The following is a 25,580-nucleotide window of genomic DNA, read 5'->3' as shown; positions in this document are numbered from 1 at the left end:
TGTGGAATAGAGGTTCCGCCGATCAGATGGCCGCGATCAGTTGCAGCGCTACGGCAAACATCATCACCGCCACCAACAGATCGAGAATTCGCCAGGTGCTGGGCCGGGCGAGCCACGGTGCCAGCCATGCCGCACCGAGGGCCAGGGTGAAAAACCACAATAGCGAGGCACTGGCCGCGCCTACGACATAAGCGCCGGGCTCGGTTTGTTGGGCGCCCAGGGAGCCGATCAGCAAAACGGTATCCAGATAGACGTGCGGGTTGAGCAAGGTCACCGCCAGCGCGCTGAGCATCACCGCCCGCAGCGAGCGTACGGTCTGGCCTTCGCCCTGCTCAAGGCTCTGCTTCGAGAAGGCCCGGCGCAGCGCCTGGCTGCCATACCACAACAAGAATGCTGCACCGCCCCAGCGGGCGATGGCCAACAGCGTCGGGTTCTGCGCCAGTACGGTCGCCAGGCCGAATACCCCGGCGGCCACCAACAGGGCGTCGCAGGCCACGCAGAGCGCCGCCACCGGCAGGTGATGTTCACGTCGCAGGCTTTGCGCCAGGACAAACGCATTCTGGGTGCCGATCGCCATGATCAGGCCGAAGGCCACGAGCAGCCCGTTCACATAACTTTGCCACATGATTTTTTACTCCGCGTTGGCTGCCAGATCCCGCAGCACTTGCAGGGCGCGGTCGGCGTCGGCATGGCCGACAAACAAATGGTCGTGGTAGTAGCCGGCAATCACGTTGCAACTGATTCCGGCCTTGCCCAGTGCCGTGGCGAACGCGGCGGTCAGGCCGACCGCTTCGAGGGCCGAATGTACGTTCAAGGTGATCCAGGCTGCGATGTAGTCGAAGCTGAATCCGGCTTTTACGGCGTGGGAACGTTCGAGAATCACGGTCAGGCCTTCCTGTTCACGGAAGCTGCCGACAATCTCCAGATCCCTGGGCAACTTGCCGTCTCGCAGGGTGCAGAACACGTATTCGCCGGCGTTGAGTTGCGGGCTCATGCTGCGCAGCAGCGTTGCCAATGAAGTTTCGCCAGCCATATGGGTGATCCTTGTTCAAGAGTTCTTGCTGGTCATTGTCCTTGTGAAAGCTGTATAAGAAAAACCAATCTTGCTGATCGCTCATTAGGAAAACTGATGTTCGACTATAAATTGCTTTCTGCCTTGGCCGCTGTGGTCGAACAGGCCGGTTTTGAGCGGGCGGCCCAAGTGCTGGGCTTGTCGCAATCGGCGATTTCCCAACGCATCAAGCTGCTGGAGGCGCGGGTTGGCCAGCCGGTGCTGGTGCGGGCCACACCGCCAACGCCGACGGAAATCGGCCGGCGGTTGCTCAACCACGTGCAGCAGGTGCGTTTGCTTGAACGGGATCTGCAAAGCCTGGTGCCGGCGCTGGATGAAGAGGGCCTGCCGGAACGCCTGCGGATCGCCCTGAACGCCGACAGCCTGGCCACATGGTGGGCGCAGGCGGTGGGCGAGTTTTGCGCCGAGCAACATCTGTTGATGGATCTGGTGGTCGAAGACCAGACCGTCGGCCTCAAGCGCATGCGTGCCGGTGAAGTGGCAGCCTGCGTCTGCGCCAGTGAGCGTCCGGTGGCAGGTGCGCGCAGCGTGTTGCTGGGGGCCATGCGTTACCGTGCGCTGGCCAGCCCCGCCTTCATTGCCCGGCATTTTCCGCAGGGGGTACGCGCCGATCAGTTGGCCCGAACCCCGGCGCTGGTATTTGGCCCGGACGATTTCCTGCAGCATCGCTACCTTGCGTCCCTCGGTGTCGAGGGTGGATTCGAACACCATTTGTGCCCGTCCTCCGAAGGTTTCATTCGTCTGACGGAAGCCGGGCTGGGCTGGGGGCTGGTTCCGGAACTGCAGGTGCGCGAGCAACTTGAAAGGGGGGTATTGCAGGAGCTGCTGCCAGATAAGCCGATCGATGTGCCGCTGTACTGGCATCATTGGCGTAATGGCGGCCAGTTGCTGGGGCTGCTCACCGATCAATTGGTCAGCGCATCGAAGCAATGGCTGGTGCCGTTGGACTGACGCGCAGCGTCAAGACCTCACGTAATACGCAAAACGAAATATTCGGAGCAATTCATGAAGATTCTGGTTACCGGCGCAAGCGGCTTCATCGGCGGGCGCTTTGCGCGTTTTGCCCTGGAGCAGGGCCTGGACGTGCGGGTCAACGGTCGCCGGGCCGAGAGCGTGGAGCATCTGGTACGCCGGGGAGCGGAGTTCATCCCGGGTGACTTGAGCGACCCGGAACTGGCGCGCGAGCTGTGTTCGGACGTCGAGGCCGTGGTGCATTGCGCCGGCGCTGTTGGATTGTGGGGCCGTTATCAGGACTTCCATCAGGGCAACGTCCAGGTCACCGAGAACGTGGTCGAAGCTTGCCTGAAGCAGCGAGTTCGGCGGCTGGTGCATTTGTCGTCGCCGTCGATCTACTTCGATGGTCGCGATCACCTGGGCCTGACCGAAGAACAGGTGCCCAAGCGCTTCAAACACCCTTACGCCGCCACCAAGTACCTGGCCGAGCAAAAAGTCTTCGGTGCCCAGGAGTTCGGTCTCGAAACCCTGGCCCTGCGCCCGCGTTTCGTCACGGGGGCCGGCGACATGAGCATCTTCCCGCGCTTGTTGAACATGCAGCGCAAGGGACGCCTGGCAATCATCGGCAACGGTCTGAACAAAGTTGACTTCACCAGCGTGCAAAACCTCAACGAGGCGTTGCTCGGCAGTTTGCTGGCCAGTGGTTCTGCGCTGGGCAAGGCCTACAACATCAGTAACGGCACGCCGATCCCTCTGTGGGACGTGGTCAATTACGTCATGCGCAACATGGAAGTCCCACAGGTCACCCGTTACCGTTCCTACGGCCTGGCCTACAGCGTGGCGGCGCTCAACGAGGGTGTGTGCAAGTTGTGGCCGGGGCGTCCCGAACCGACGCTGTCGCGTCTGGGCATGCAGGTCATGAACAAAAATTTCACCCTGGACATCAGCCGCGCCCGGCATTATCTGGATTACGATCCCAAGGTCAGCCTCTGGACGGCGCTCGATGAATTCTGTGGCTGGTGGAAGGCCCAGGCTGTTCGCTGACCCTCGAACCATGACCCCTGACTGAACCGGATTCGGGCTTGGGGGTCAATGGTTGCGGCTGTGGGGTTTATACTGTGCGGCATAAAGCCATTATGTGATTCACTAAGGTTGATTCAATGTCTATGCGAAACGATGCCAACGACGACTTCGATGATGTACCGAGCCTGCGTGCAGACGTTCTCGATGACGACTTTGCGCCGACCGCCCGCACGGTCGTGCACTCGCGCACGGCGCCAGTGGTGAAGGTCAAGGCGGCGAGTACCGGTGCCTTGTGGGCGTTGGTCGGGGCGTTGTTCTTTGCGTTCGCGGGCCTGGCCTGGTGGAGCTTTCAGCAGATCTCCCTGATGGAGCAGCAACTGGTGGCGACCCAGGAAAGCTTCGCGCGAATCAGTGAGGAAGCGGCGGGGCGCCTGCAGGATATTTCCGGAAAGGTTGTTGCCAGCCAGACCAGCGTCAACACTGACAGCGAGGCTTTGAAGCTGCAAATCCGCCAGTTGGAAAGCAAGCTCCAGGACCAGAGCGCCCAGCAGCAAGGTGTTGCCGGCCAGGCCTCGGACCTGGACAAGCGACTGGCACAAATGACCGCGCAAACCACCGAACTGGACAAACGCCTGGCGCAATTGACTGCCCAGGACACCGAACATCAGACGGCCAATACGCAGTTGCAGGCCCAGGTCAAAGCCTTGAGCACTGAATTGGCCGCCCTGAAAAGTGCCCCGTCGGATTCGGAAAAATTCGATGCACAGCTCAAAAGCCTGGGCGCCGATATTGCCGCACTGAAGAAACAAGGCAATCCGAGCGCGGCCATCGAGCGTCTCGAACAAGACATGATCGTGGTCAAGAGCGTGCAGGACAACCGTCCGGCGGTCGCGCAGGGTTCGACCAACACGGCCGAGTTCGATGCCTTCCGCAGCCAGGTCACCCGCAATATCAATACCCTTCAGGCGCAGATCCAGAACCTTCAGCAGCAACTGCGCGCCCGGCAGTAATCGACTGCTTCAGGAGGTTCCTGATATCCATGCATCCCCCATTGCCGTCTACGCTCTTGAAACACCACCAGGAACGAGGGATGCGCAATGGGGTTTCTGCATAGGTTCACCTTGCTGTGCGGCATGTTTTTGTTGTGCCTGGGCCAGGCGCAAGCCGCCGGGACGGAAAAGGACGACAGCAAGGCGGCCATAGCCCTGCTGGAAAAAGCCCTGGCCTACTACCACCAGAATGGCGACAAGGCCCTTGCGGCGTTCAGCCGCCAGGGTGAGTTTGTCGACAAGGACCGTTATGTCTTCGTGCTCGACACCAAGGGTGTGATGCTTGCCAGTGGCGGGCCGTCGTCGGCGCTGATTGGCCGGGACGTGTCGGAAGTGCTCGGGCCGGACTTGCAGAAAACCTTCAAGGACGCCCTGAAAGTGCCGGAAGGCAATGGCATTCAGCAGGCGGAATATCGCTGGCAGAACTGGAATGATGGCAAGGTCGAGCGCAAGCATGTCTACTACCAGCGCATTGGCCAGCGGATTCTGGCGGTCGGTTATTACCTGCCCAGGGCCTCCGCCGAACAGGCCATGGCCTTGCTGAACAAAGCGGCAACCGATCTGGCCAAGGACGAAAAGGGCACCCTGACGGCGATCAACTCCCTCAAGGGCGGCTACCTGCAGGATGACCTGTATGTATTTGTCGTCGACCTGGACACCCAGCGTTACGTGGCCCACGGCACCAACCTGCGGCTGATCAATACCGACTTCAGCAAGATCGCAGACCCGGAAGGCAAACCGGTGGGCGAGCCGATTCTGGCTATGATGGCCAAGCAGGATTACGGCGATTACGAATACCGCTGGAAAAACCCGGTGACCGGCAAGGTCGAGAACAAACATGCCTACCTGAAGAAAGTCGGGCATTTTCTGGTGGCGGTCGGGTATTACAGCCCTTGATAGGTGGTGTCTGAAAAATCGCTATCGCGAGCAAGCTCGCTCCCACAGTTGACCGCGTACTCATGAGCGACTCGGTCTAATGTGGGAGCGGGCTTGCTCGCGAATACAAGCGACTCGGTCTGCCTACCGAACCTTATCCTCCCGCCCGCGCAACAACGTGTTCGGCATGGCAATCGCCGCCGCCAGCCCCAGCAGTGAAACGGCCGCACTGACCGTCAACAAGTGCCGGAACGTCAGCAACAACTCGGCACGCAAGGCGTTCTGCGCATCACCTGGCGCGGCATTCAAACCGTCCAGCAACACATTCCCCGAATGACCTTCGGCAATCAGCGACGAGCCGGCCAGGTGCGCGAAACTCGAGTCCTGCAACAACGCCAACAGCAGCGCCGACATCAATGCCACACCCACGGCACCACCCAGCGAACGGAACAGATTGGTGGTGCTGGTGGCGACGCCGATGTCCCGTTGGTCCACCGAGTTCTGCGTGCCGACCAATGACGTCGGGAACTGCATGCCGGAGGCAATCCCGCAGAGCAGCATGAACAGGCTGCTCACGACGAATGCCTGGGGCGGGCTGAACGCCATGCCGATAATCGAGACAGGCATCAGCGCCGCGCCGGCAAGGATCATCGGTTTGTAGCGCCCGGTCACCGAGGTGCGGCGGCCGGCGAAATACGCGCCGATCGGCAAGCCCATGGCCAGGGGCAGCAGGTGCAGGGCGGCGCTGTCGGCACCGGCGCCGGTGACGCTCTGGAAGCGCAGCGGCATCAATACGATCAGTGAGATGGCCTGGAAGCTGGTGAAGAAAATCGTGCACCAGCACAGGATCGCGTTGCGGTTGGCGAACAGATGCATGGGCAGCAACGGCTCCCGTGCCCCTCGCTCGTGGACGACGAACAGCCCCAGCACCAGCACCGCACAGGCCAGCAGCGCCAATACTTCGGCACTGCGCCACGAGTGGCCCTGGCCGACCTGGGTGATGCCCAGCAACAAGGCGGTCAGCCCGATGATCATCAGCACAGTGCCCAGGTAATCGATGATCGGTTTGCGTTGCGGAATCGGCAGCCCCATCAGCGTGCGATGGGCCACCAGCCAGGCACCCAGGCCCAGCGGCAGGTTGATCAGGAACACCCAGCGCCAGGACAGGTATTCGGTCATATAGCCGCCAAGCACCGGGCCGGCCACGCTGGCCACGGCATACATGCTGCTGAAATAGCCCTGGTAACGACCGCGCTCCCGTGGTGGCACGATGTCACCGATGATCGCCTGGCTCACCGAGATCATCCCGCCGGCCCCGATGCCCTGGAGGATCCGGGCCAGCACCAGTTGCTCCATGCTCTGGGCCATGCCGCAGAACACCGATGCCAGGGTGAACAGGCCCATGCCGAACAGCATCAGTTTGCGCCGCCCGTACAGGTCGCCCAGTTTGCCGTAGATCGGCACCGCCACGGTCATGGCCACCATGTAGCCGGAAATCACCCAGGCCAGCAGGCTGACGTCCTTGAATTGCGCGGAAATGGCCGGCATCGAAACGGCGACGATGGTCTGGTCCAGCGCGCCGAGGAAGATCGCCAGCATCAGGGCGATCAGCACGCTGCGGATAGCGGGTTTGGGCGTTTCAGGCTGGTGGAGATTGGTCACGGGAAAACCTGCGGGCAGTGATTGACCCGCAAGTAGCTAGGCGAGCGGGGATGCTCGCCAGTGTAAGTCGGTAGGAAGCTATTCGATAGCCTCGTAAGGAAGCCCGACGTAGTTTTCTGCAATGGTTTTTCGACCCGCTTCAGAGCCGACAAAATACTCCAGCTCCGACTCGGCAATGCGCTGGCTAAAGGCATCGTGATCGTCGAAACGGTGCAGCATCGAGGTCATCCACCAGGAAAACCGTTCGGCCTTCCACACCCGGCGCAGGCAGATTTCCGAGTACTTCTCCAGCAGATCGAGGCGATCTTCGCGGTATACCTTGACCAGGATGTTGAACAGCGTACTGACGTCACTGGCCGCCAGGTTCAGGCCCTTGGCGCCAGTGGGCGGGACGATGTGCGCGGCGTCTCCGACCAGGAACATGCGCCCGTACTGCATGGGTTCGACGACGAAGCTGCGCAGTGGCGCGATGCTTTTTTCGATGGACGGGCCCGTTACCAGCTTGTCCGCCAACTGTTGTGGCAGTCGCGACTTGAGTTCGTCCCAGAAGCGTTGATCCGACCAGCTGTCGACATGATCGCTGGTGGGCACTTGCAGGTAATAACGGGTGCGTGTCGGCGAGCGCATGCTGCACAGCGCGAAACCGCGCTCATGGCGGGCGTAGACCAGCTCTTCGTGGACTGGCGGGGTGTCGGCCAGGATCCCGAGCCAGCCGAACGGATAGATCCGTTCGAAGACTTTCAGGCGGTCGGCGGGAATCGATTGCCGCGCCACTCCATGGAAGCCGTCGCAACCGGCGATGTAGTCGCAATCGAGACGATACCGTTCGCCGTCCTTCTCAAAAGTGACAAACGCTTCGTCGGTTTTCATGCCGTGGGGAACAACGTTGTCGGCTTGATAAATCGTCTGCGCGCCAGCCTCCCGACGAGCGGCCATCAGGTCGCGGGTGACTTCGGTCTGGCCATAGATCATCACGCTCTTGCCCCCCGTCAGGGCGTGCAGATCGATGTGGACCTGGCGTCCGTCGAGGGCCAGTTCGAAGCCGCCATGGACCAGTCCCTCGGCGTCCATGCGCTGACTCACGCCGGCCTGACGCAACAGCTCTACCATGCCTTGTTCAAGCACGCCGGCGCGGATTCGGCCGAGCACGTAGTCCGGGGTCTGGCGTTCTAGAATGAGGGTGTCGATGCCGGCGTTGTGCAGCAATTGGCCGAGCAACAGGCCAGAAGGGCCGGCGCCGATGATGGCGACTTGGGTTTTCAGCGTTTTCATTGTTTTTATGACTCGCAAGCTTCACGCGACCAGGGCCGGTGAATGATTTTTATGGATCGAGTGCTTGCATTTTTCCCTTGCGGGTCTGTCAATTGAAGGTGAAAACTGAGCCGATAGCTGTACATTCTGCCAATCGGTGCGATTATCGCCCGCCATCTACTCCGAGGCCTGGATTGAAGTGATGAACAAGCCTGACCTGCCTTCGATTCCGGTGTTCAAGCTCTACGGTGAAAGCCTGGATTGGCCGACCCCGGACTTGCTGCACTGTGAAACCATTTCCAAACGCAGTCGCGAACATCATTGGGAAATCAAACCTCACCGCCACGCTGATTTGTGCCAGTTGCTCTTCGTGTTCAAAGGTCAGGCCGAGCTTGAAATCGAAGGCAAGCGAACGCAACTGGTGGAACCGGCAATCCAGATCCTGCCACCGCTGTCAGTGCACGGCTTTCGCTTTTCCGAGGATGTGGAAGGGTTTGTCGTGACCCTGGCCGCGCCGCTGATCGCCCACCTGCAGATACAGTTGGGGCAATCGGTCAATGCCCTGGCCCAGTCCGAAAGCTACCCGGCAGGCAAGGACGCCGAGTACCTCAACAGCCTGTTCAGCGCCTTGCAGAACGAATACACCAGCCATCAACCGGCGCGGGAAATGCTCATGCATTCGCTGGTCAGTGTGATCGTGGTGTGGGTCAGCCGCCAGGTGATCCAGCGCCGCACCGCCATGGCGCGACCGCAGCGGGCCCGGGAATACCTCAACGGCTTTATTCAGCTGGTGGAAGAGACCTATCGCCAGCACGTCAAGGTCGAGGACCTGGCCCATCGGCTGGGGATTTCCGTATCCCACCTCAACGGCACCTGTCGTGAGCTGGCGGGGCAACCGGCGTTGCAGATCATGCACGAACGTCAATTGCTGGAGGCCAAGCGTTTGCTGACCTACACCAGCATGACCATTTATGAAATGTCCGACGTGTTGGGGTTTTCCGATCCGACCAACTTCACGCGCCTGTTCCGGCGTCGTGTGGGGATTTCGCCCAAGGCGTTCCGCGACCGCCTGAAGGCCGATCAGGACAACGAAGCCTGACCCCTTCGTTATCGGAGGGCGTTGAGGGTGGCGTTGTGGGGGATGCAGCGTTCGAAGTTGCAACTCGCCGCTTCACGGGGCAGGTTGCGCAGTTGCTCGACGCGCCAGGCCGCAGCGCCATACAGCCCGAGCGTGACCGCGCAGGTGATGAAAATCGCGAGGTATCTTCTTGTTTTGATGTTCATGGCGTTGACCTCTGAACGAATACCTTTCGGTATTACTTTGAGCATAGGTCAGCGCCGGTGAGTTGTGTAGGAGCTGCCGAAGGCTGCGATCTTTTGACTTTGATTTTAAGAAGCAAGATCAAAAGATCGCAGCCTTCGGCAACTCCTACAGGGGGGCGGTGTTACAACCCGATATCCCACTCCGGTTCTTCCGGAAATCTAAGCACCAGAAAATCCAGCAAGCTGCGCAACGCCGTCGGCATGTGCTTGCGCGAGGCATACACCGCATACACATTCATTTGCCGGGGTTCCGCCGCCGGCAGCAGGCGAATCAATTCGCCGCTGTGGATGTGCACGCCGGCCTGGTAGGTGGGCAGCATCGCCACCCCGGCACCGGCGATCGTTGCGCGCAGCAGCGTGCTGGCCTCGTTGGCGCTGATGTTGCCCTGCACCGGTACAGAAACCTGCTCGCCGTCCTGCTCGAAATGCCACAGGCTTTTGCCGAAGTAGGAGTGGGTCAGGCAGTTGTGCAGGCTCAGGTCCTCGACCCGTTGCGGCACCGGGTGCTCACGCAGGTAAGCGGGGGACGCGCAGATCACCGAGCGGCAAACCGTCAGGCGGCGGGCGATCAGGTTCGGGTCCAGGTCGTTGCTGGTGCGGATCGCCAGATCGATGCGCTCATCCACCAGGTTCACGGTGCGGTCGAGCATCTGCATGTCGATGCTGACGCCGGGGTAGCGCCGGACATACGCAGCCATGGCATCGGCCAGTTGTGCCTGGCCGAAGGAGGTGCTGACGCTGATCCGCAGCAGGCCGCGCGGTGCGTCATCCGGTTCGCTGACGGCGGCTTGCATGTCGGAGGACAAGTCGAGCATCTGCCGACAGCGGGGCAGGATCTCGGTGCCGGCAGCGGTCAGGCTCAACTTGCGTGTGGTGCGATGCATCAGGCGCGCGCCGACCCAGTCTTCCAGTTCCGCCAGATACCGCGACACCACCGGCCGTGACAGCTCCAGATGATCGGCGGCGGCCGACTGGCTGCCGAGGTCGACCACCGTGACGAACACGCGCATTGCTTGAAGACGATCCATGATTTGCCCGCTTTCAGAAACAAACTATGTTCAAGCATCGCATTTTTTGTACTGAGTCAGGCAACTAAGCTCTGTTCCATCGCCAAGCAAGGCATTCGGACAACGGAGCAACAGATGATCGGTTTCACCACTTTAAAGCGCATTTTGCTGGCAGGCGTCGCCCTCGGTTTCGCCGCCCATGCAGCCGCCTCGACCTTGACGCTGGATGTCTACAACCCCTGTGATAAAGCGATCTTCCCGGTGACCTCGGTGCTGGTCAGTGGCGAGAAAGAAGCGATCCTGGTGGATGCGCAATTCGGCAAATCCCAGGCCGAGCAGGTGGTGGAAAAAATCCGCGCCAGCGGCAAGCAACTGACCACCATCTACATCAGCCACGGTGATCCGGATTACTACTTCGGCCTCGATACCCTGACGGCTGCGTTCCCCAAGGCGAAGGTCCTCGCCTCGCAGCCGACCGTCGACCACATCAAGCGAACCGTCGACGGCAAACTGGCGTTCTGGGGCCCGAAAATGGGTGCGGACGTGCCGGCCAAAACCATCGTGCCGGACGTGCTCAAGGGTGACAGCCTGATCCTTGAAGGGCAGAAGTTGCAGGTGCTTGGTCTTGAGGGCCCGCAGCCGGATCGCAGCTTTGTGTGGATTCCGTCGCTCAAGGCCGTGGTCGGTGGTGTCGTGGTGGCGCAAAACATCCACGTGTGGATGGCGGACACGCAAACGCCACAGTCCCATGCCGATTGGTTGGCTACGCTGCACTCCATTGAAACCCTGAAACCGCAGACCGTGGTGCCGGGTCATTACCTTGGCGAGAGCGATCGCTCCCTGGCCGCCGTGCAGTTCACCGCCGCATACATCAAGGCCTTCGACGAGGAAACCGCCAAGGCCAAGGATTCCGCCGCGCTGATCGCGGCGATGAAAAAGCGCTTCCCGACCCTGGAAGATGAAAGCTCCCTGGAGCTGAGCGCCAAGGTCGCCAAGGGCGAGATGAAGTGGTAACCCGCCTCAACTGAAATCCTAGAAGCTCAACCCACTGGAGAACGTCATGAGCAAAATCGCAATCATAGGTGCCACCGGTCGTGCCGGTAGCCAACTGCTGGAAGAAGCCCTGCGCCGCGGTCACAGCGTTACCGCCATTGCCCGCGATACATCGAAAATCGACCCGCGTGACGGTGTGGCCGGCAAGGCCGTCGATGCCCTTGATGCCGCTGCGTTGCAAGCTGCGATTGCGGGCCATGACGTGGTTATCAGCGCGGCGCATTTCGCCACGCTACCTGCCGGCGCAGTCGTTGGTCCGGTGAAAAAAGCCGGGGTTAAACGTCTGCTGGTGGTGGGCGGGGCGGGTTCACTGCTATTGCCCGATGGCACTCGAGTGATCGATAGCGAAGGTTTCCCAGAGGCCTACAAGGCAGAGGCCGGCGCGGGTGCCGAATTCCTCGCCAGCTTGCGTGAAGAACGGGATCTGGACTGGACCTTCCTGTCGCCATCGGCAGAATTTGTCGAGGGCGAGCGCACGGGGAAATTCCGCCTCGGTCAGGATGACTTGCTGGTGAGCAGCGAAGGGCGCAGTTGGATTAGCTTTGCCGATTACGCGATTGCAATGCTCGACGAAGTGGAAGCGCCGAAGCATTCGCGGCAGCGGTTTACAGTCGGGTACTAACACCGCAATCCATGTAGGAGCTGCCGCAGGCTGCGATCTTTTGACTTTGACTTTCAAGATCAAAAGATCGCAGCCTGCGGCAGCTCCTACAGATACCGTGGTTCAACGCGACTGCGCCTGCTCCACCAACCAGCCCATCAATTCACGCAACTTCGGCGAAGGCCCGGGTTTTTCGGGGAATACCAGGTAATACGCCAGTCCTGTCGTTACCTTCAAGTCGAATGGCATGACCAGCCGCCCGGCGTTCAGGTCATCGCCGATCAGCGACCAGTCGCCAATCGCCACCCCCGTTCCCTGGGACGCCATCGACATCGCCAGGTCCAGTGTTTCGAAATGCTGGCCCTTGCCGACATTGGTCAAATGCACATTCGCCGCTTTCAACCAGGCCTTCCAGTCCCGCTCGTCTCGGGTCGGGTGCAGCAGCAGGTGCTGTTGCAGATCGGCCGGGCTCTGCAGGGGCATGGGGCCTTCGAGCATCGGTCTGGAACACACCGGCGTGAGTTGTTCGTCGAAGAGTTTTTGCGACATCAATGAATCGTCCGGCGGTGCGCCGTACATCACCGCTGCATCGAATTGCTCGCGATGAAAATCCACCCCGTGCTTGACCGTGGTGGTCAGTTCCACCGGCACGTCCGGGCGTTCCCTTTGCCATTGCAACAGACGCGGCAGCAACCAGCGCATGACGCAGGTCGGTGCCTTGAGCTGCAGGGTTTCGCGCTTCTCGCCGATCTGTTCAACGGCCTCGTCGATCAGGCCGAAAATCTGCTGCACCCGTGGCAGCCATTCCCGTCCCTCGGCTGTCAGGGCAAGGCCTCGGGCCAGGCGGATGAACAGCTCATAACCCAGATGATCTTCCAGCCCGGCGATCTGCCGACTCACCGCGCCCTGGGTGATATGCAGCTGTTCGGCGGCCCGGGTGAAATTGCAGCACTGCGCGGTAATCAGAAAAGTGTGCAGCGCCGGCAGGGGAGGCAGTCGTTTCATTGGGATCCAAGGTATGACGTGAGGACATGGCTAGTATGACTTTTTATCCATTGTTGCGGCTACCTGTCGCCCGTTCCAATGAGGCCATTCCCGGGCCTGCGAATCCATCATAAACACAGCGCACGCCCGGCGTCTCAAACGAACAAAAAGGGCAAAGACATGGCGACGTGCGGCGAAGTATTGGTCAAGTTACTCGAAAACTACGGGGTCGAGCAGGTGTTCGGCATTCCGGGGGTGCATACCGTGGAGCTGTATCGCGGGCTGGCCCGTTCGAGCATCAACCACGTCACGCCGCGTCATGAGCAGGGCGCCGGCTTCATGGCCGACGGCTACGCCCGTACCAGCGGCAAACCGGGTGTGTGCTTCATCATCACCGGCCCTGGCATGACCAACATCACCACCGCCATGGGCCAGGCCTATGCCGATTCGATCCCGATGCTGGTGATCTCCAGCGTGCAATCGCGCAGCCAGTTGGGCGGCGGTCGCGGCAAGCTGCATGAGTTGCCGAACCAGGGCGCACTGTGTGCCGGTGTCGCGGCGTTCTCCCACACCCTGATGTCGGCTTCCGAGCTGCCGGGTGTGTTGGCCCGCGCCTTCGCGCTGTTCCAGGCGGGTCGTCCGCGTCCGGTGCACATTGAAATTCCGCTGGATGTCCTGGTTGAAGAAGCCGACGACTTGCTCAGCAGCCTGCCGGTCAATATCGACCGCGCTGGCGCTTCGCCGAGCGCCGTGTCGCGCATGACTGAATTGCTGGCCGGTGCCAAGCGTCCGCTGATCCTCGCCGGTGGCGGCGCCATCGACGCGGCCGTCGAGTTGACTGAGCTGGCAGAATTGCTGGACGCGCCAGTCGCCTTGACCATCAATGCCAAGGGCATGCTCGCCTCCGGCCACCCGCTGCTGATCGGCTCGACCCAGAGCCTGGTCGCCACCCGTGCACTGGTTGCCGAGGCCGACGTGGTACTGGCCATCGGCACCGAACTGGCCGAAACCGACTACGACGTGACCTTCGCCGGTGGCTTCGAAATTCCTGGCAAGTTGCTGCGCGTCGATATCGACCCGGACCAGACCGTGCGCAACTACCCGCCGCACGTGGCACTGGTGGCCGACTCGCGCAACGCCGCCCAGGCTTTGCTCAGCGCCCTGTCACACAAATCCCTGGCCGAGCGCCGCAACGATTGGGGCCAGGTACGTGCCGCCCGTCTGCGTGAAGACCTGGCCGCGACCTGGGATGCACCGACCCTCGCCCAGACCCGCTTCCTCGAAACCGTTCTGCAGGAATTGCCGGACGCGGTGTTCGTCGGCGACTCGACCCAACCGGTATACACCGGCAACCTGACGTTCAACCCGGAGCGTCCGCGTCGCTGGTTCAACTCGTCCACCGGTTACGGCACCCTCGGCTACGCCCTGCCGGCGGCGATTGGCGCCTGGTTGGGTGGCAGCGTCGAAGGTGGTGCGCGGCCTCCGGTGGTGTGCCTGATCGGCGACGGTGGCCTGCAGTTCACCCTGCCGGAACTGGCCAGCGCCGTTGAAGCGCGCACCCCGGTGATCGTGCTGCTGTGGAATAACCAGGGCTACGAAGAGATCAAGAAGTACATGGTCAACCGTGCCATCGAGCCGGTGGGCGTGGACATCTACACCCCGGACTTCATCGGTGTGGCCAAGGCATTGGGTTGCGCCGCCGAAGCGGTCAGCAGTGTCGAGCAACTGCGTGGCGCATTGCGTGTGGCTACCGATCGCCAGGGCCCGACCCTGATTGAAATCGACCAGACCCAGTGGATGCAGGCGGTGTCGAAATGACTTTCCCTACGACCCTGGATGGCCTGTACATCAACGGCCAATGGTCGGCCGGCAACGAACACCTGCGGGTGATCAACCCGGCGACCGAAGCCCTGTTGACCACCGTCAATGGCGGCGATGAGCGCGCCGTTGACCACGCGGTGAGCGCGGCGACCCAGGCGTTCGCCGACTGGTCGAAAACCACGGGCGCCGAGCGCGGCGCGATCCTGCGCAAAATCGCCGTGGGGGTGCAGGCCAATCGTGAAAAGCTGATGCACTTGCAGTCGAGCAACAACGGCAAGCCGCAGTTCGAAGCCGCGATTGATGTCGATGACGTGATCGCCACTTTCGAGTATTACGCCGGTCTCGCCGAAGGGCTGGATGCCAAACAAGACAGCGCGATAGAACTGCCGACCGACGACTTCAGCGCACGTTTGCGCCGCGAGCCGTGCGGTGTGGTCGGCCTGATCGTGCCGTGGAATTTCCCGATGGTCACCACCGCGTGGAAACTCGCCCCGGCCCTGGCCGCCGGTTGCTGCGTGGTGCTCAAGCCTTCGGAAGTGACGCCGCTGCCGGAGCTGGAACTGGCAGCGATCATCGCGCAAGCCGGGTTGCCGGCAGGCGTGTTCAACCTGGTGTGCGGCACCGGTCTTGCGGTTGGCGCGCCCCTGTCGGCTGACTCGCGCATCGCGAAAATTTCCTTCACCGGCAGCAATGCGGTCGGCGTGCAGGTCATGCAGCGGGCGGCGGAAACCGTCAAGGGCGTGAGCCTGGAACTGGGCGGAAAATCCTCGCTGCTGGTACTGGCCGATGCCGATCTCGACCTGGCGGTGGAAGTGGCCTGTGGCGGTGGTTTCTTCAACGCCGGGCAGATGTGCTCCGCCACCAGCCGCGTGCTGGTCGCCGATGAACTGGCCGATGAATTCCTGAGCCGAGTGAAGACCCGTGCCGAAGCCATTCGCGTGGCCGACCCGTTCGACCCGGACGTGGAAATGGGCGCGCTGGTCAATCAGGCGCAATACCAGCGCGTGCTCGGTCACATCGATCGCGGTTTGAGTGCCGGCGCCAAGCTGGTTTGCGGTGGCAATCGCCCGGCAGACCTGCCGCGCGGATATTTTTTGCAGCCGACGGTGTTTACCGACGTGCCCCAGGGCAGTGCGCTGTGGAATGAAGAGATTTTTGGTCCGGTGATCTGCGTACGCCGTTTCGCCTCTGAAGCCGAGGCGATTGCCCTGGCCAACGACAGCCAGTTTGGCCTGGTCGCCAGTGTGGTGACACGCAATGCACAGACCGCTGACCGTGTCGCCAACGCTTTGCAGGCGGGGCTTGTGTGGATCAATGCGCCGCAGGTGATCTTCCCGCAGACCGCCTGGGGTGGCTACAAGCAGAGCAGCATCGGCCGTGAATTGGGGCCGTGGGGCTTGCAGGCTTTCCAGGAAATCAAACACGTGATCCGGGCCGTCTGAAGGCACGAAAAAGGTGAGTGCATGCCTCGCGTTGAGGCATGCGCTGGCGTCATGGCTTCAATGAGTTTTTATCGATAGTCAGGTGTTTTACACGACCTCAGGATGAACTCGCTGGCTCAGCCAAGCCCCCGAAAATACGAGGGCTAACGCTGGTCCGGTCGCGCGGATGCAACAGTTTCGACCTGCCTTATACCTACAAAAACAAAGGGAGTCCGTAATGGGCGAGCATGATCTGAACAGACGTCAATTTATCAAGACCGTAGGCGTAGCCTCGGTTGCAGCGGCAGCCATGAGCATGCCGTTCATCAAGGCCAATGCCAGCGACACACGTTTTGCCGGCAAGACCCTGCGTTTGCTGACCTGGTCCGATGACACCGGCCTGGCTGCGCTACGCAACATCGCCGCGACGTTCGAAGACAAGTACGGCTGCAAGGTCATCGCCGACCGCACCGGCAGTACCTCGGAAATGGTCGCCAAGCTCAAGGCCGGCGGTGATCGTCCGCAGTACGACATCATCACCCTGGCAGGCGTCGGCGCCGAAGGTCTGGCCGCCGCCAACCTGCTGGAAAAACCCGACCTCAACCGCATTCCCAACCTCGTCGATGTACCGGAGAAATACCGCACCGGCGCCAATGGCCACGGTATCGGTTACCTGCTGTGGTGCAACAGCCTGGTCTACAGCACCCGCACCCAGAAAGAAGCCCCGACCAGCTACGCCTCCCTGTGGGATGCCGACGCGGCGCCGAACATCTTCCTGCCGCCGCCGAACTGGACCGAGGCCATGGACCTGATCATCATTGCCGCCAAACTGGCCGGTGGTGACGAACACAACATCGAGCCTGGCTTCAAGAAACTCGCCGAGCTGAAAGATCGTGTGGTGACCCTGGGCGAAAACCCGAACCAGATCGCCGAACTGTTCCGCACCGGTTCCCTGGACATGGGTGGCCTGTACGCACCGGCCTTCTTCCCGAAACAGATCCGCGACCCGAACTACGGCCTGGGCGCCACGTTCGGCATGAAGGAAGGTTTCTACACCGACCTGATGCTGTCGGTGATGCCGAAGAACCGTCCGGGCGATACCGATATGGCCTACGCCTTCATCAACCACTCCCTGGACCCGCTGGTGCAGGGCAAGATGGCTGAAGACATCTACAACGGCCCGGTCAACGCCAAGGCGATCATCTCCGCCGAAGCACGCAAGAGCCCGTACATCCTCACGCCGGAGCAGATTGCCGAGAAAGCGATCATGCACGACAACGCCTTCCTGGCGACTGTGCATGACCAATGGATTCGTCGTTACACGGAAATCTTTTCTTCCTGATCCGTAGGAGCTGCCGAAGGCTGCGATCTTTAGATCCTGCTCTTCGGTAGCTCTGAAAAAGATCAAAAGATCGCAGCCTGCGGCAGCTCCTACAGGGGGGCCGTACAGGCTGATATTTCTGATCTTCCATTGACGAGACCCTTTGCTATGGAACACCAACCTCTGACTCATCCGGTGAGTGCCGCCCCCGTGCGCGCCGCTCGGGGTGTTTCGCCAACGACGCGCGCCTGGCTTTTCCTCACGCCGTCGATGCTGTTTCTCGGCGTGCTGATCGCCGCGAGCCTGCTGGTACTGCGCATGAGCGTGGGCACCAAGGGCGCGGAATGGTCCGGGTTCAGCCTGGCCAGTTACGCCCAGTTGCTGGAACCCTATTACCTCAAGTCGCTGATGCTGACCCTGCGCCTGGCGCTGATCAGCGCGGTGATCGCAGTGATCCTGGCGATCCCGGTGGCCTACACCATGTCGCGCCTGACCTCACCGTTCGTGCGGCGGATCTTCCTGGCGGCGGTGTTGCTGCCCTTGCTGGTCAACCTGTTGCTGCAAAGCTACGGCTGGCTGGTGATCCTCGGCCCTGGCGGCATGCTCAACCAGGCACTGATGGGCCTGGGCCTGATCAAGCGCCCGATCATGCTGTTGTACAACCAGAACGGCGTGTTGATGGGCCTGGTGCAAACCGCCTTCCCGCTGGCCGTGTTGCCGATTGCCAGCGCCATGCGCGGCGTCGCCCGCAGTTACGAAGAAGCTGCCGCCACCCTTGGCGCCAGTCGCTTCCAAGTGTTCCGCCAAGTGGTGTTGCCGATGAGCCTGCCGGGGATCATTACCGGCGCGACCCTGGTGTTCGCCTACAACGCCAGCAGTTTCGTGGTGCCCTTGCTGCTCGGCGGCCGGCGCGTGCCGATGCTGGCGGTGATGGTGCATGACCAGATCGCCCCGCTGATGAACTGGCCCGCCGCATCCGCTGCCGGTGTGGTGCTGATCGTCACCACCCTCGCGATCATGACCCTGTCCGAATACATCACTGGCCGCCGTCGCCGCATGCTGGAGGCTTCGCAATGAGTACCCTGATCAAGAAGCGCCAGTTGTTGCCGGGTGATACCGGCAAGTTTGCCGGCATCCTCTCGGGCTTCATCCTGCTGTTGGCGGTGTTGCCGATTCTGACCATGATCGTGATGTCGTTCAGCGGTGCGTCGAACCTCGATTTCCCGCCGAGCAGCTACAGCCTGCAATGGTACAAGGCCGCCTGGCACACCTTCGTGTCGCCGGACGCCAGTGACGTCCTGAGCCTCGGCCAGGCCATGAGCACCAGCCTGCTGGTGTCGTGCCTGACCATGGTTTTCGCCACGATCATCGCGGTGCCGGCGGCCTACGCGCTGACCCGTTGCGAGTTCCGTGGCAAGGCCGTGGCGCTGCAACTGATGTCGTTGCCGCTGGTGTTCCCGATGGTGGTGCTGGGCCTGGCGTTGCTGCTGGTGTTCGACAGCCTGCCGTTCCACATGACCACCTCGCGCCTGGTGATTGCCCACGTGATCCTCGCGTTGCCGTTCGTGGTGAAGAACTGCACGGCGGCGATGCTTTCCATCGGCAGCGAAGTCGAAGAGGCCGCGCAAATGCTCGGCGCTTCACCGCTGCGGGCGATTGTCGATGTGGTGGTGCCGTTGATGAAGTCGGGGATTCTGGCGGGCATGCTGCTGGCGTTCATCGTCTCGTTCAACGAATTCACCGTGACCTACTTCCTCTACACCATCGACGTCATGACCGTGCCGATCTGGATGTACAGCCGCACCGTGTCTTCGCTCGACCCAACCGTATTTTCGTTTGCCGTGCTGATCGTGCTGATCGACTTCGTCCTGATCTGGGCGCTGGAGAAGCTGGTTGGTGAAGGTGGCGTTTCGTTCTGATTTCTTGAGGTGATTCACATGTCTGGTCTGATTCTGGAAAACGTCGAGAAACATTACGGCTCGGCCTGCGCGGTAACGGATGTGAACCTGCATTTGCCCGAGGGCAAACTGGTGTGTTTCCTCGGCCCTTCGGGTTGTGGCAAAACCACCTTGCTGCGCATGATCGCCGGCCTTGAAACCCTGACCGGCGGCGAGATCCGCCTGGATGGCGAAGACATCGGCAACACCCCGGCGCACCTGCGCAACTTCGGCATGGTGTTCCAGTCCCTGGCGCTGTTCCCGCACATGACAGTCGGGGAGAACATCGCCTATCCGCTGAAACTGCGTGGAGTCAGCAAGGCTGACCAACAGGCGCGGGTGGTGGAATTGCTGGAACTGATCCAGCTGCAGCAGATGATCAATCGCCCGGTGGCCAAGCTGTCCGGCGGCCAACGCCAGCGCGTGGCGATTGCCCGGGCGATTGCCTCACACCCGAAAATCCTCCTGCTCGACGAACCGCTGTCAGCGCTGGACGCCAAGCTGCGCGAGTCGATGCAGGTGGAAATCCGTCAACTGCAACAACGCCTGAACATCACCACCATCATGGTGACCCACGACCAGCGTGAAGCCATGACCATGGCCGATATCGTGGTCGTATTGGGTGAACACAAGGTGCAGCAGGTGGGTACGCCGATCGAGATCTACCGGCACCCGGCCAACGAGTTCGTCGCGGACTTCATCGGCTCGGGCAACATTTTCCCGGCCACGGCGCTGGGTAACGGCAAGGTCAGCCTGCCGGGCGGCGATGCGCTGCAAGTACCGATCTGCAGCAGCATCGTGGTCGGTGAAAAGGTGAAGATGCTGATTCGCCCGGAAGACTTGCAACTGTCAGCGCCACAAGCGACGGCGGGCAACCGCCTGCTGGGCAAAGTGACCTTCGTGCGCGATATCGGCGCGACTATCGAGACCACGGTGGAGTGTTCAGGGGTGTCCTTTACCGCGCTGAGCACGCCGTGCCAGGGCTTTGGCTTGAGCGTTGGGCATCCGGTGTCGGTGACCTTGCCGGTGGAGGCTTGCCGGGTACTTGGGGCTTGATCCGGATTTGATGCTGTTTGTGCTGGCCTCATCGCGAGCAAGCTCGCTCCCACAGTAGATCTGAAGTGTTCACAAGTATTGTGTTCGCAGGAGATCCAATGTGGGAGCGAGCTTGCTCGCGATGAGGCCGGCACTGCTTGCAAAGAAACAAGCTCAAACCGATAACCGCAACCGCGCCAGATCCCTTAACGGCGGAGCCCCGAACAATCGGCTGTACTCCCGGCTGAACTGCGAAGGGCTTTCATACCCGACCCGATACCCTGCCGCCGAAGCCTCCAGCCCTTCGGCCAGCATCAGCCGCCGTGCTTCCTGCAGGCGCAGCTGCTTCTGATACTGCAACGGGCTCATCGCCGTCATCGCCTTGAAACGATGATGCAGCGTCGACACGCTCAGGTTCACTTCCTTGGCCAGATCATCAATGCGCAACGGCTGTTCGAAATTGCCGTTGAGCCATTTGATCGCCTGGCTGATGCGATGGCTCTGACTGTTGGCGATGGCGATTTCGTACAGCCTATGTCCCTGTTTGCTGCGTAACAGTCGATAGAGGATCTCCCGGCGAATCAGCGGCGCCAGCATGGCGATGTCTTTCGGCGTGTCCAGCAACCGTGCCAGACGCAGCACCGCATCAAGCATCGCGGTGTCGAGTTTTTCGACATACAGCCCGCGCCCGGCCGGCCGGGTGGGCACGCCGAGGGGGCCGGCGTCGGCGATAAGTGCGGTGATTTCCGTCGGGTCGATGTCCAGGCGCAGGGCCAGGATCGGTTCCTCAGGCGAGACATCCACCACCCGTCCACTGAGCGGCATCGAGACCGAGACCACCAGGTAGTTCAATGGGTCATAGTTGAAGTACTCGTTGGCCAACTGAACTTCCTTGCGCCCCTGGGCCATGATGCACAGCGCCGGTTGCGCCAGAACCGGGGCGAACTCGTGGGACTGGCTGTGGCGGGACATGAATAGCGAGCCGATGGCCGTGGCATAACTGCCATCTTCGGCGGTGTTGCGGCGGATGATGGCCGCCAGTTCCGCGCGCTGCTTTTCCATGTCGGTGTCCAGCGGGGCTTGAAAGTGATCGAGCGACGACATGCGAGGCATCCTCGGCAAGGCATGGAGGGAGTGGTGCAGAGCATAAGTTTGTGCAAGCGGCAGCGGTAGACACATCCTGCCGGATGCTTGCCTGATTCTGCCTGGGGTTGGTTTCGTACCCAAGCACGGCCAACGCACAGGCGCGCTTGAACTAACGCCGATAACCCCGTAGGAGCTGCCGAAGGCTGCGATCTTTTGATTTTGAAAGTGAAAGTCAAAAGATCGCAGCCTTCGGCAGCTCCTACACAAAGCTCGTATGGCAGAACCGTGACAGTGTTTTACAGCTTGTTACAGGCTTGTCATGCAGTTTCGCAGGATTGTGCAACGCACCGGCAGGAATCGACTAACGAGAAAGGCGTCGCGACCCTTAACCTTTGATCCTGTCGCAGCCCGTCCCCTGGCTGCCACGCGACTCCCCGGGAGGGTTGAACATGTCCACGCAAATCCCCGTCAGTCATATGGCCTTCGTTCGAGCGCGCGCCGGGCGTTCGGCGGAACTCGGTGTGCGCCTCAGCGCCCTGATCGAACCGTCCCGTGCAGCGCCAGGCTGCCTGAGCTTTTCCTTGCAGCATTCGCAATGCGATCCGCAGTTGTGGCTGGTGTCCGGTTTCTGGAGCAATCAACAGGCTATGACCGCGTACTTCAACACGCCGGCGATGGAGATTTTTGCCGAGTTGGTGCAGGAGCTGGTGGTCAACAGCCTGGACTTCCACACCTTCAAGGATGTCTCGGCGGCGCAGGCTCTGGGACAGTCCGAAGTGGCGGTACACAAACTGGCCGGTTGAGGGTTTAATGACGGCATTCTCAATCAGCCAGGATGCGCGACATGGCACGTAAAGCCTTTGATCACTTCGAAGCTGTTTCCGCTGTAGTACCGGGCGAGGGTGGTTACCACGCCGCTATCGCCGTCAAAGCGCTGGGTGGTGCCGGCGCCCCGCGTTTTCACAAAGTGCTGGAAGGCCAGATCTTCAAGACCGCTCACGAGGCCGATGATGCGGCCGCCAAGGAGCTGACCCGCCTCAAGGACGTCAAGGAAAACACCGACCTGCTCTGGTGATTCTCACCGCCCCGGGCGGTACATCTTGAACAACGCCTCAGGCCCCAGCTGGAAATAATCCGCCGGCCCGCCGCCGCGCAGAATCGGTTCTGCCGCGGCGGTGTCGTATACCCCATCCTTCAACAGCCATTTGGCGATATGCACGGCGACCACTTCGCCGAGGATCAGCCAGCTCGGCACCACGTTGCCGTCCGCCCGTTGCAACTGGATGATCTGCGTGACCTTGCACTCGAAGGACACCGGGCTCTCTGCCACCCGCGGCACCTGAATGACCTTCGAGGCAGCGGTCGTCAGCCCGGCCAGTTCGAATTCGTTGACCTCAGGCCCGACCATGGCGCAGCTCTGGTTCATCTGCTCGGCCAGCGGCCGGGTGGCCAGGTTCCAGGCGAACTCGCCGGTCTGTTCGATGTTGTTCAGGCTGTCTTTGCGCCCGACGCTGGAAAAACCAATGATCGGCGGGATGTAGTTGAAGGCGTTGAAGAAGCTGTAGGGCGCCAGGTTCAAGCGGCCCTCGGCGTCCTGTGAAGAGATCCAGCCGATGGGGCGCGGGCCGACGATGGCGTTGAACGGATCGTGGGGCAGGCCGTGGCCGTTGGCGGGTTCGTAGAAGTGGATGTCGTCGGGCATGGGATTTCCAGAAGGCAGCATTTGAAGATCGACCATAGTGCTAGGGCCAGACGCTGATTTCCAGTCATGCGCAACCCTGTGGGAGCGAGCTTGCTCGCGATTGCGGACTGACATTCAGCATGGATGTCGACTGAATGTCAGTCATCGCGAGCAAGCTCGCTCCCACAGGTTTTATGTGATTACCAGACTTTGTGGCCCCCAAAAACGACCAAGCCCGGCCGAAGCCGGGCCGTGAGCTTCCCTCCACGATCAGCCGATAGCTTCAGCGCTACCGGTTTTGTCGAAACCGTCGGCAGCGACAGCGTCCGCGGTGCCGGTTTTATCGAAGCCGTCCGAGGCATAGGTGCCCGAGTGGCTGCGTTCGATGGCAGCGCTGGCATCGGAGCCGAAAGAGGCCGAGCCGGTTTTGTCGTAGCCATCGGCGGCGAACGTGTTGGCGGCCAGTACGGAAAGGGCCAGGGCAAGGATCAGTTTGGTTTTCATGGTGGTGACTCCCGTCTCGTTGGCGTTTAGTGGAAAAAAGCCAAGACGCCAGATAAATCGATTAAATTTCGCAATTAAATCCTGCTACTGATCGATTAATTGGATGTTAAGGTCGTCAGGCTTTTTCGCTTTCAAGGACTGAGTGAGCACATCGCAATGAATCGATCAGGCCGTTAAAGGTTGGGCGGCGAGCATTAACGCGTGATTAATCGGCTCTTTTACCTGGGTGACAGGTTTTTCATGAAGCCCTTACCCATTTTCACTGCCGCAACGCCAATCCGGGCTCCGGCCGAACTGACTTGATGTCGAGTCGGCTCCATTCGCGAGCAAGCCCGCTCCCACATTTAACCGGGTTGTTCCAGAAGGAACGCGGTCGAATGTGGGAGCGGGCTTGCTCGCGAAGAGGCCAGTACTGCCAGCTTCGATCTATCTGTCAGTCAGTGACGATCCGCGAATGCTTGCGGGTGTCTTTCATGGTGACGTACACCAGCAACGACACGGCAATGCACGCGGTAACGTACCAGTAGTAACCCGTCTCCATGCCGATGCTCTTGAACCACAGCGCGATGTATTCAGCGGTGCCGCCGAAAATCGAGACGGTCAGTGCGTACGGCAGGCCGACGCCCAGGGCGCGGATTTCGGTTGGGAACAGTTCGGCTTTCACCACCGCGTTGATCGAGGTGTAGCCGCTGACGATGATCAGCGCCGCCATGATCAGGAAGAACGCGCCCCACCAGGTCGTAATGGTGTGCAGGGTGGTCAGGATCGGTACGGTGAACAGCGTGCCCAGAATGCCGAAGGCAATCAGGATCGGCCGGCGACCGATTTTATCCGACAGCCCGCCGATGATCGGTTGCAGGCACATGAACAGGAACAGCGTGGCGGCGGAAATGGTGGTGGAGTCGGAAATGCTCATGCCGACGGTATTCACCAGGTATTTCTGCATGTAGGTGGTGTAGGTGTAGAACGCCAGCGTACCGCCCATGGTCAGGCCAACCACGGTCATCAGTTCCTTCGGGTGGCGCATCAAGGTGCGCATCGCGCTTTCCTTGGCTTTTTCTTTCTTGGTGAAGGACTCGGTCTCTTCCATGCCGCGACGCAGGTACAGCGCAACCACGGCACACAGCGCGCCGATGGCGAACGGGATGCGCCAGCCCCAGGCGTAGAGCTCCTCGGTGGTCAGGAAGTTCTGCAGGACAATCAGCACCGCCAAAGCGATGAGCTGGCCGGAGATCAGGGTCACGTACTGGAAGCTGGAGTAGAAACCGCGACGCTCCTTGGTTGCCATCTCGCTGAGGTAAGTGGCGGAGGTGCCGTATTCGCCACCCACCGACAGGCCTTGCAGCAAGCGCGCGAACACCAGCAGGATCGGTGCGCCGATGCCGATGACTTCATAACTCGGGCTCAGGGCGATCAGCAGCGAGCCGAAGCACATCAGGTACACCGAGGCCATCAGGGCCTTTTTGCGCCCGACCTTGTCGGCATACAGACCCATCAGCCAGCCACCGATCGGACGCATCAGGAAGCCCACGGCGAAGATCGCGGCGGTGTTGAGCAGTTGTGCGGTGGTGTCGCCTTTGGGGAAGAAGGTCTTGGCGAAGTACAGGGAGAAGGCGGCGTAGACGTACCAGTCGTACCACTCGACCATGTTGCCGACAGAACCGCTGAAAATCGATTTGATGCGACTGGCGGTGGTTCTTTCTTTAGCCGGCGTGGCAGCCGACCCAAGGGGCAGGGCGTTGGAGTTATCCATTGAAGGATCCTTCATTTAATTGTTTTTGTGGAGCGCGAATAAACGCAGCCTGCCAGGGCTATAGCAGGAGCTGTGCCAACGGGGAGAGGGCCGGTTTAGAGGGGGCAGGATGTTTGGCTGAGCGGAAATCCGCCTATGAGGATGTTTGCGTGAGCGGAAATCCGCT

Annotated in this window: 26 protein-coding genes; 15 read left to right on the top strand and 11 right to left on the bottom strand. The window is 60.9% G+C overall.

Features of this window, described 5'->3' with window-relative positions; genetic code table 11:
• Positions 1-22 precede the first annotated feature (22 nt).
• Both ACMDB8_RS22195 and ACMDB8_RS22190 read right to left on the bottom strand, forming a co-directional pair.
• Positions 23-625, bottom strand: coding sequence for a LysE/ArgO family amino acid transporter (locus ACMDB8_RS22195; protein ID WP_056726116.1), 603 nt, complete (start codon positions 623-625; stop codon positions 23-25).
• A 6-nt stretch (positions 626-631) separates the two neighbouring features.
• Positions 632-1,033, bottom strand: a complete 402-nt coding sequence (locus ACMDB8_RS22190) for an ACT domain-containing protein (protein ID WP_056726115.1) — start codon at positions 1,031-1,033, stop codon at positions 632-634.
• A 96-nt stretch (positions 1,034-1,129) separates the two neighbouring features.
• On the opposite strand from ACMDB8_RS22190, the gene ACMDB8_RS22185 reads away from it, so the two are divergent.
• The 4 genes from ACMDB8_RS22185 to ACMDB8_RS22170 all read left to right on the top strand — a co-directional run bounded on the left by ACMDB8_RS22185 (position 1,130) and on the right by ACMDB8_RS22170 (position 4,995).
• Positions 1,130-2,023 carry a LysR family transcriptional regulator ArgP gene (locus ACMDB8_RS22185; protein WP_056726114.1) on the top strand — a complete coding sequence of 298 codons (894 nt, stop codon included), beginning with the start codon at positions 1,130-1,132 and terminating at the stop codon, positions 2,021-2,023.
• A gap of 54 nt (positions 2,024-2,077) precedes the next feature.
• Positions 2,078-3,070, top strand: a complete 993-nt coding sequence (locus ACMDB8_RS22180) for an NAD-dependent epimerase/dehydratase family protein (protein ID WP_056726113.1) — start codon at positions 2,078-2,080, stop codon at positions 3,068-3,070.
• Between the two features lie 116 nt (positions 3,071-3,186).
• Entirely contained in the window at positions 3,187-4,059 is an 873-nt protein-coding gene (locus ACMDB8_RS22175; protein ID WP_056726112.1) for a hypothetical protein, read from the top strand.
• Positions 4,060-4,146: 87 nt separating this feature from the next.
• Positions 4,147-4,995 carry a cache domain-containing protein gene (locus ACMDB8_RS22170; RefSeq protein WP_409078388.1) on the top strand — a complete coding sequence of 283 codons (849 nt, stop codon included), beginning with the start codon at positions 4,147-4,149 and terminating at the stop codon, positions 4,993-4,995.
• Positions 4,996-5,118: 123 nt separating this feature from the next.
• Here ACMDB8_RS22170 and ACMDB8_RS22165 read toward each other — a convergent pair whose 3' ends face one another.
• Entirely contained in the window at positions 5,119-6,636 is a 1,518-nt protein-coding gene (locus ACMDB8_RS22165) for an MDR family MFS transporter (protein ID WP_409078387.1), read from the bottom strand.
• Positions 6,637-6,714: 78 nt separating this feature from the next.
• Positions 6,715-7,899, bottom strand: coding sequence for a 4-hydroxybenzoate 3-monooxygenase (pobA, locus tag ACMDB8_RS22160; protein WP_409078430.1), 1,185 nt, complete (start codon positions 7,897-7,899; stop codon positions 6,715-6,717).
• 190 nt (positions 7,900-8,089) lie between these two features.
• Here pobA and ACMDB8_RS22155 point away from each other — a divergent pair, with 190 nt between their 5' ends.
• Positions 8,090-8,986: a helix-turn-helix domain-containing protein gene (locus ACMDB8_RS22155; protein ID WP_056726108.1), complete on the top strand. Its 897-nt coding sequence runs from the start codon at positions 8,090-8,092 to the stop codon at positions 8,984-8,986.
• An 8-nt stretch (positions 8,987-8,994) separates the two neighbouring features.
• Here the strand turns inward: ACMDB8_RS22155 and ACMDB8_RS22150 are convergent, their stop codons facing one another.
• Both ACMDB8_RS22150 and ACMDB8_RS22145 read right to left on the bottom strand, forming a co-directional pair.
• Positions 8,995-9,171, bottom strand: coding sequence for a hypothetical protein (locus ACMDB8_RS22150; RefSeq protein WP_020799474.1), 177 nt, complete (start codon positions 9,169-9,171; stop codon positions 8,995-8,997).
• Between the two features lie 161 nt (positions 9,172-9,332).
• Positions 9,333-10,238: a LysR family transcriptional regulator gene (locus tag ACMDB8_RS22145; RefSeq protein ID WP_201783890.1), complete on the bottom strand. Its 906-nt coding sequence runs from the start codon at positions 10,236-10,238 to the stop codon at positions 9,333-9,335.
• Between the two features lie 114 nt (positions 10,239-10,352).
• On the opposite strand from ACMDB8_RS22145, the gene ACMDB8_RS22140 reads away from it, so the two are divergent.
• Positions 10,353-11,231: an MBL fold metallo-hydrolase gene (locus ACMDB8_RS22140; protein WP_056726105.1), complete on the top strand. Its 879-nt coding sequence runs from the start codon at positions 10,353-10,355 to the stop codon at positions 11,229-11,231.
• 46 nt (positions 11,232-11,277) lie between these two features.
• A complete protein-coding gene (locus tag ACMDB8_RS22135; RefSeq protein ID WP_409078386.1) occupies positions 11,278-11,892 on the top strand; it encodes an NAD(P)-dependent oxidoreductase in 615 nt (204 codons plus the stop codon).
• A gap of 102 nt (positions 11,893-11,994) precedes the next feature.
• On the opposite strand, the gene ACMDB8_RS22130 is transcribed toward ACMDB8_RS22135, so the two are convergent.
• Entirely contained in the window at positions 11,995-12,876 is an 882-nt protein-coding gene (locus ACMDB8_RS22130) for a LysR substrate-binding domain-containing protein (RefSeq protein WP_056726103.1), read from the bottom strand.
• Positions 12,877-13,035: 159 nt separating this feature from the next.
• On the opposite strand from ACMDB8_RS22130, the gene ACMDB8_RS22125 reads away from it, so the two are divergent.
• The 6 genes from ACMDB8_RS22125 (at position 13,036) to ACMDB8_RS22100 (ending at position 20,411) form a co-directional block, all read left to right on the top strand.
• A complete protein-coding gene (locus tag ACMDB8_RS22125) occupies positions 13,036-14,673 on the top strand; it encodes a 5-guanidino-2-oxopentanoate decarboxylase (protein ID WP_056726102.1) in 1,638 nt (545 codons plus the stop codon).
• Entirely contained in the window at positions 14,670-16,118 is a 1,449-nt protein-coding gene (locus tag ACMDB8_RS22120) for an aldehyde dehydrogenase family protein (protein ID WP_223541150.1), read from the top strand. The genes ACMDB8_RS22125 and ACMDB8_RS22120 overlap by 4 nt, the downstream gene beginning before the upstream one ends.
• 217 nt (positions 16,119-16,335) lie before the next feature.
• Entirely contained in the window at positions 16,336-17,439 is a 1,104-nt protein-coding gene (locus tag ACMDB8_RS22115; protein WP_007978499.1) for an extracellular solute-binding protein, read from the top strand.
• A gap of 147 nt (positions 17,440-17,586) precedes the next feature.
• The gene (locus ACMDB8_RS22110) at positions 17,587-18,495 is read left to right on the top strand and encodes an ABC transporter permease (RefSeq protein WP_056726100.1); all 909 of its coding nucleotides are present in this window, start codon (positions 17,587-17,589) and stop codon (positions 18,493-18,495) included.
• Positions 18,492-19,337: an ABC transporter permease gene (locus ACMDB8_RS22105; protein ID WP_223541148.1), complete on the top strand. Its 846-nt coding sequence runs from the start codon at positions 18,492-18,494 to the stop codon at positions 19,335-19,337. The genes ACMDB8_RS22110 and ACMDB8_RS22105 overlap by 4 nt, the downstream gene beginning before the upstream one ends.
• A gap of 18 nt (positions 19,338-19,355) precedes the next feature.
• Positions 19,356-20,411, top strand: a complete 1,056-nt coding sequence (locus tag ACMDB8_RS22100; RefSeq protein WP_008052508.1) for an ABC transporter ATP-binding protein — start codon at positions 19,356-19,358, stop codon at positions 20,409-20,411.
• 153 nt (positions 20,412-20,564) lie between these two features.
• On the opposite strand, the gene ACMDB8_RS22095 is transcribed toward ACMDB8_RS22100, so the two are convergent.
• Positions 20,565-21,494, bottom strand: coding sequence for an AraC family transcriptional regulator (locus tag ACMDB8_RS22095; RefSeq protein WP_056726098.1), 930 nt, complete (start codon positions 21,492-21,494; stop codon positions 20,565-20,567).
• A 431-nt stretch (positions 21,495-21,925) separates the two neighbouring features.
• On the opposite strand from ACMDB8_RS22095, the gene ACMDB8_RS22090 reads away from it, so the two are divergent.
• Together ACMDB8_RS22090 and ACMDB8_RS22085 are read left to right on the top strand one after the other, a co-directional pair.
• Positions 21,926-22,279: a putative quinol monooxygenase gene (locus tag ACMDB8_RS22090; protein WP_056726097.1), complete on the top strand. Its 354-nt coding sequence runs from the start codon at positions 21,926-21,928 to the stop codon at positions 22,277-22,279.
• Positions 22,280-22,320: 41 nt separating this feature from the next.
• On the top strand, positions 22,321-22,551 hold the full coding sequence (locus ACMDB8_RS22085; protein WP_223532182.1) for a hypothetical protein: 231 nt from the start codon (positions 22,321-22,323) through the stop codon (positions 22,549-22,551).
• A 3-nt stretch (positions 22,552-22,554) separates the two neighbouring features.
• On the opposite strand, the gene ACMDB8_RS22080 is transcribed toward ACMDB8_RS22085, so the two are convergent.
• From ACMDB8_RS22080 to ACMDB8_RS22070, 3 genes are all read right to left on the bottom strand, one after another.
• Positions 22,555-23,178 (bottom strand): flavin reductase family protein, encoded by a 624-nt coding sequence (locus ACMDB8_RS22080; RefSeq protein ID WP_223541147.1) that lies wholly within the window; start codon positions 23,176-23,178, stop codon positions 22,555-22,557.
• Positions 23,179-23,427: 249 nt separating this feature from the next.
• Positions 23,428-23,661 carry a hypothetical protein gene (locus ACMDB8_RS22075; protein WP_056726094.1) on the bottom strand — a complete coding sequence of 78 codons (234 nt, stop codon included), beginning with the start codon at positions 23,659-23,661 and terminating at the stop codon, positions 23,428-23,430.
• Positions 23,662-24,094: 433 nt separating this feature from the next.
• On the bottom strand, positions 24,095-25,414 hold the full coding sequence (locus ACMDB8_RS22070; RefSeq protein ID WP_056726093.1) for an MFS transporter: 1,320 nt from the start codon (positions 25,412-25,414) through the stop codon (positions 24,095-24,097).
• Between the last annotated feature and the right edge of the window lie 166 nt (positions 25,415-25,580).

This window comes from Pseudomonas monachiensis (assembly GCF_047345015.1).
GTDB classification, from domain to species: domain Bacteria; phylum Pseudomonadota; class Gammaproteobacteria; order Pseudomonadales; family Pseudomonadaceae; genus Aquipseudomonas; species Aquipseudomonas monachiensis.
The sequence above is the reverse complement of the archived record's forward strand: the minus strand, read 5'-3'. Positions and strand labels throughout refer to the sequence as shown.

Coding starts and splice junctions, on each gene's coding strand:
- ACMDB8_RS22115 (WP_007978499.1), top strand. CDS start 16,336: ATGGGCGAGCATGATCTGAACAGACGTCAATTTATCAAGACCGTAGGC.
- ACMDB8_RS22195 (WP_056726116.1), bottom strand. CDS start 625: ATGTGGCAAAGTTATGTGAACGGGCTGCTCGTGGCCTTCGGCCTGATC.
- ACMDB8_RS22120 (WP_223541150.1), top strand. CDS start 14,670: ATGACTTTCCCTACGACCCTGGATGGCCTGTACATCAACGGCCAATGG.
- ACMDB8_RS22075 (WP_056726094.1), bottom strand. CDS start 23,661: ATGAAAACCAAACTGATCCTTGCCCTGGCCCTTTCCGTACTGGCCGCC.
- ACMDB8_RS22170 (WP_409078388.1), top strand. CDS start 4,147: ATGGGGTTTCTGCATAGGTTCACCTTGCTGTGCGGCATGTTTTTGTTG.
- ACMDB8_RS22090 (WP_056726097.1), top strand. CDS start 21,926: ATGTCCACGCAAATCCCCGTCAGTCATATGGCCTTCGTTCGAGCGCGC.
- ACMDB8_RS22140 (WP_056726105.1), top strand. CDS start 10,353: ATGATCGGTTTCACCACTTTAAAGCGCATTTTGCTGGCAGGCGTCGCC.
- ACMDB8_RS22130 (WP_056726103.1), bottom strand. CDS start 12,876: ATGAAACGACTGCCTCCCCTGCCGGCGCTGCACACTTTTCTGATTACC.
- ACMDB8_RS22080 (WP_223541147.1), bottom strand. CDS start 23,178: ATGCCCGACGACATCCACTTCTACGAACCCGCCAACGGCCACGGCCTG.
- ACMDB8_RS22150 (WP_020799474.1), bottom strand. CDS start 9,171: ATGAACATCAAAACAAGAAGATACCTCGCGATTTTCATCACCTGCGCG.
- ACMDB8_RS22190 (WP_056726115.1), bottom strand. CDS start 1,033: ATGGCTGGCGAAACTTCATTGGCAACGCTGCTGCGCAGCATGAGCCCG.
- ACMDB8_RS22100 (WP_008052508.1), top strand. CDS start 19,356: ATGTCTGGTCTGATTCTGGAAAACGTCGAGAAACATTACGGCTCGGCC.
- ACMDB8_RS22180 (WP_056726113.1), top strand. CDS start 2,078: ATGAAGATTCTGGTTACCGGCGCAAGCGGCTTCATCGGCGGGCGCTTT.
- ACMDB8_RS22145 (WP_201783890.1), bottom strand. CDS start 10,238: ATGGATCGTCTTCAAGCAATGCGCGTGTTCGTCACGGTGGTCGACCTC.
- ACMDB8_RS22175 (WP_056726112.1), top strand. CDS start 3,187: ATGTCTATGCGAAACGATGCCAACGACGACTTCGATGATGTACCGAGC.
- ACMDB8_RS22085 (WP_223532182.1), top strand. CDS start 22,321: ATGGCACGTAAAGCCTTTGATCACTTCGAAGCTGTTTCCGCTGTAGTA.
- ACMDB8_RS22105 (WP_223541148.1), top strand. CDS start 18,492: ATGAGTACCCTGATCAAGAAGCGCCAGTTGTTGCCGGGTGATACCGGC.
- ACMDB8_RS22185 (WP_056726114.1), top strand. CDS start 1,130: ATGTTCGACTATAAATTGCTTTCTGCCTTGGCCGCTGTGGTCGAACAG.
- ACMDB8_RS22095 (WP_056726098.1), bottom strand. CDS start 21,494: ATGTCGTCGCTCGATCACTTTCAAGCCCCGCTGGACACCGACATGGAA.
- ACMDB8_RS22125 (WP_056726102.1), top strand. CDS start 13,036: ATGGCGACGTGCGGCGAAGTATTGGTCAAGTTACTCGAAAACTACGGG.
- ACMDB8_RS22110 (WP_056726100.1), top strand. CDS start 17,587: ATGGAACACCAACCTCTGACTCATCCGGTGAGTGCCGCCCCCGTGCGC.
- ACMDB8_RS22135 (WP_409078386.1), top strand. CDS start 11,278: ATGAGCAAAATCGCAATCATAGGTGCCACCGGTCGTGCCGGTAGCCAA.
- ACMDB8_RS22070 (WP_056726093.1), bottom strand. CDS start 25,414: ATGGATAACTCCAACGCCCTGCCCCTTGGGTCGGCTGCCACGCCGGCT.
- ACMDB8_RS22155 (WP_056726108.1), top strand. CDS start 8,090: ATGAACAAGCCTGACCTGCCTTCGATTCCGGTGTTCAAGCTCTACGGT.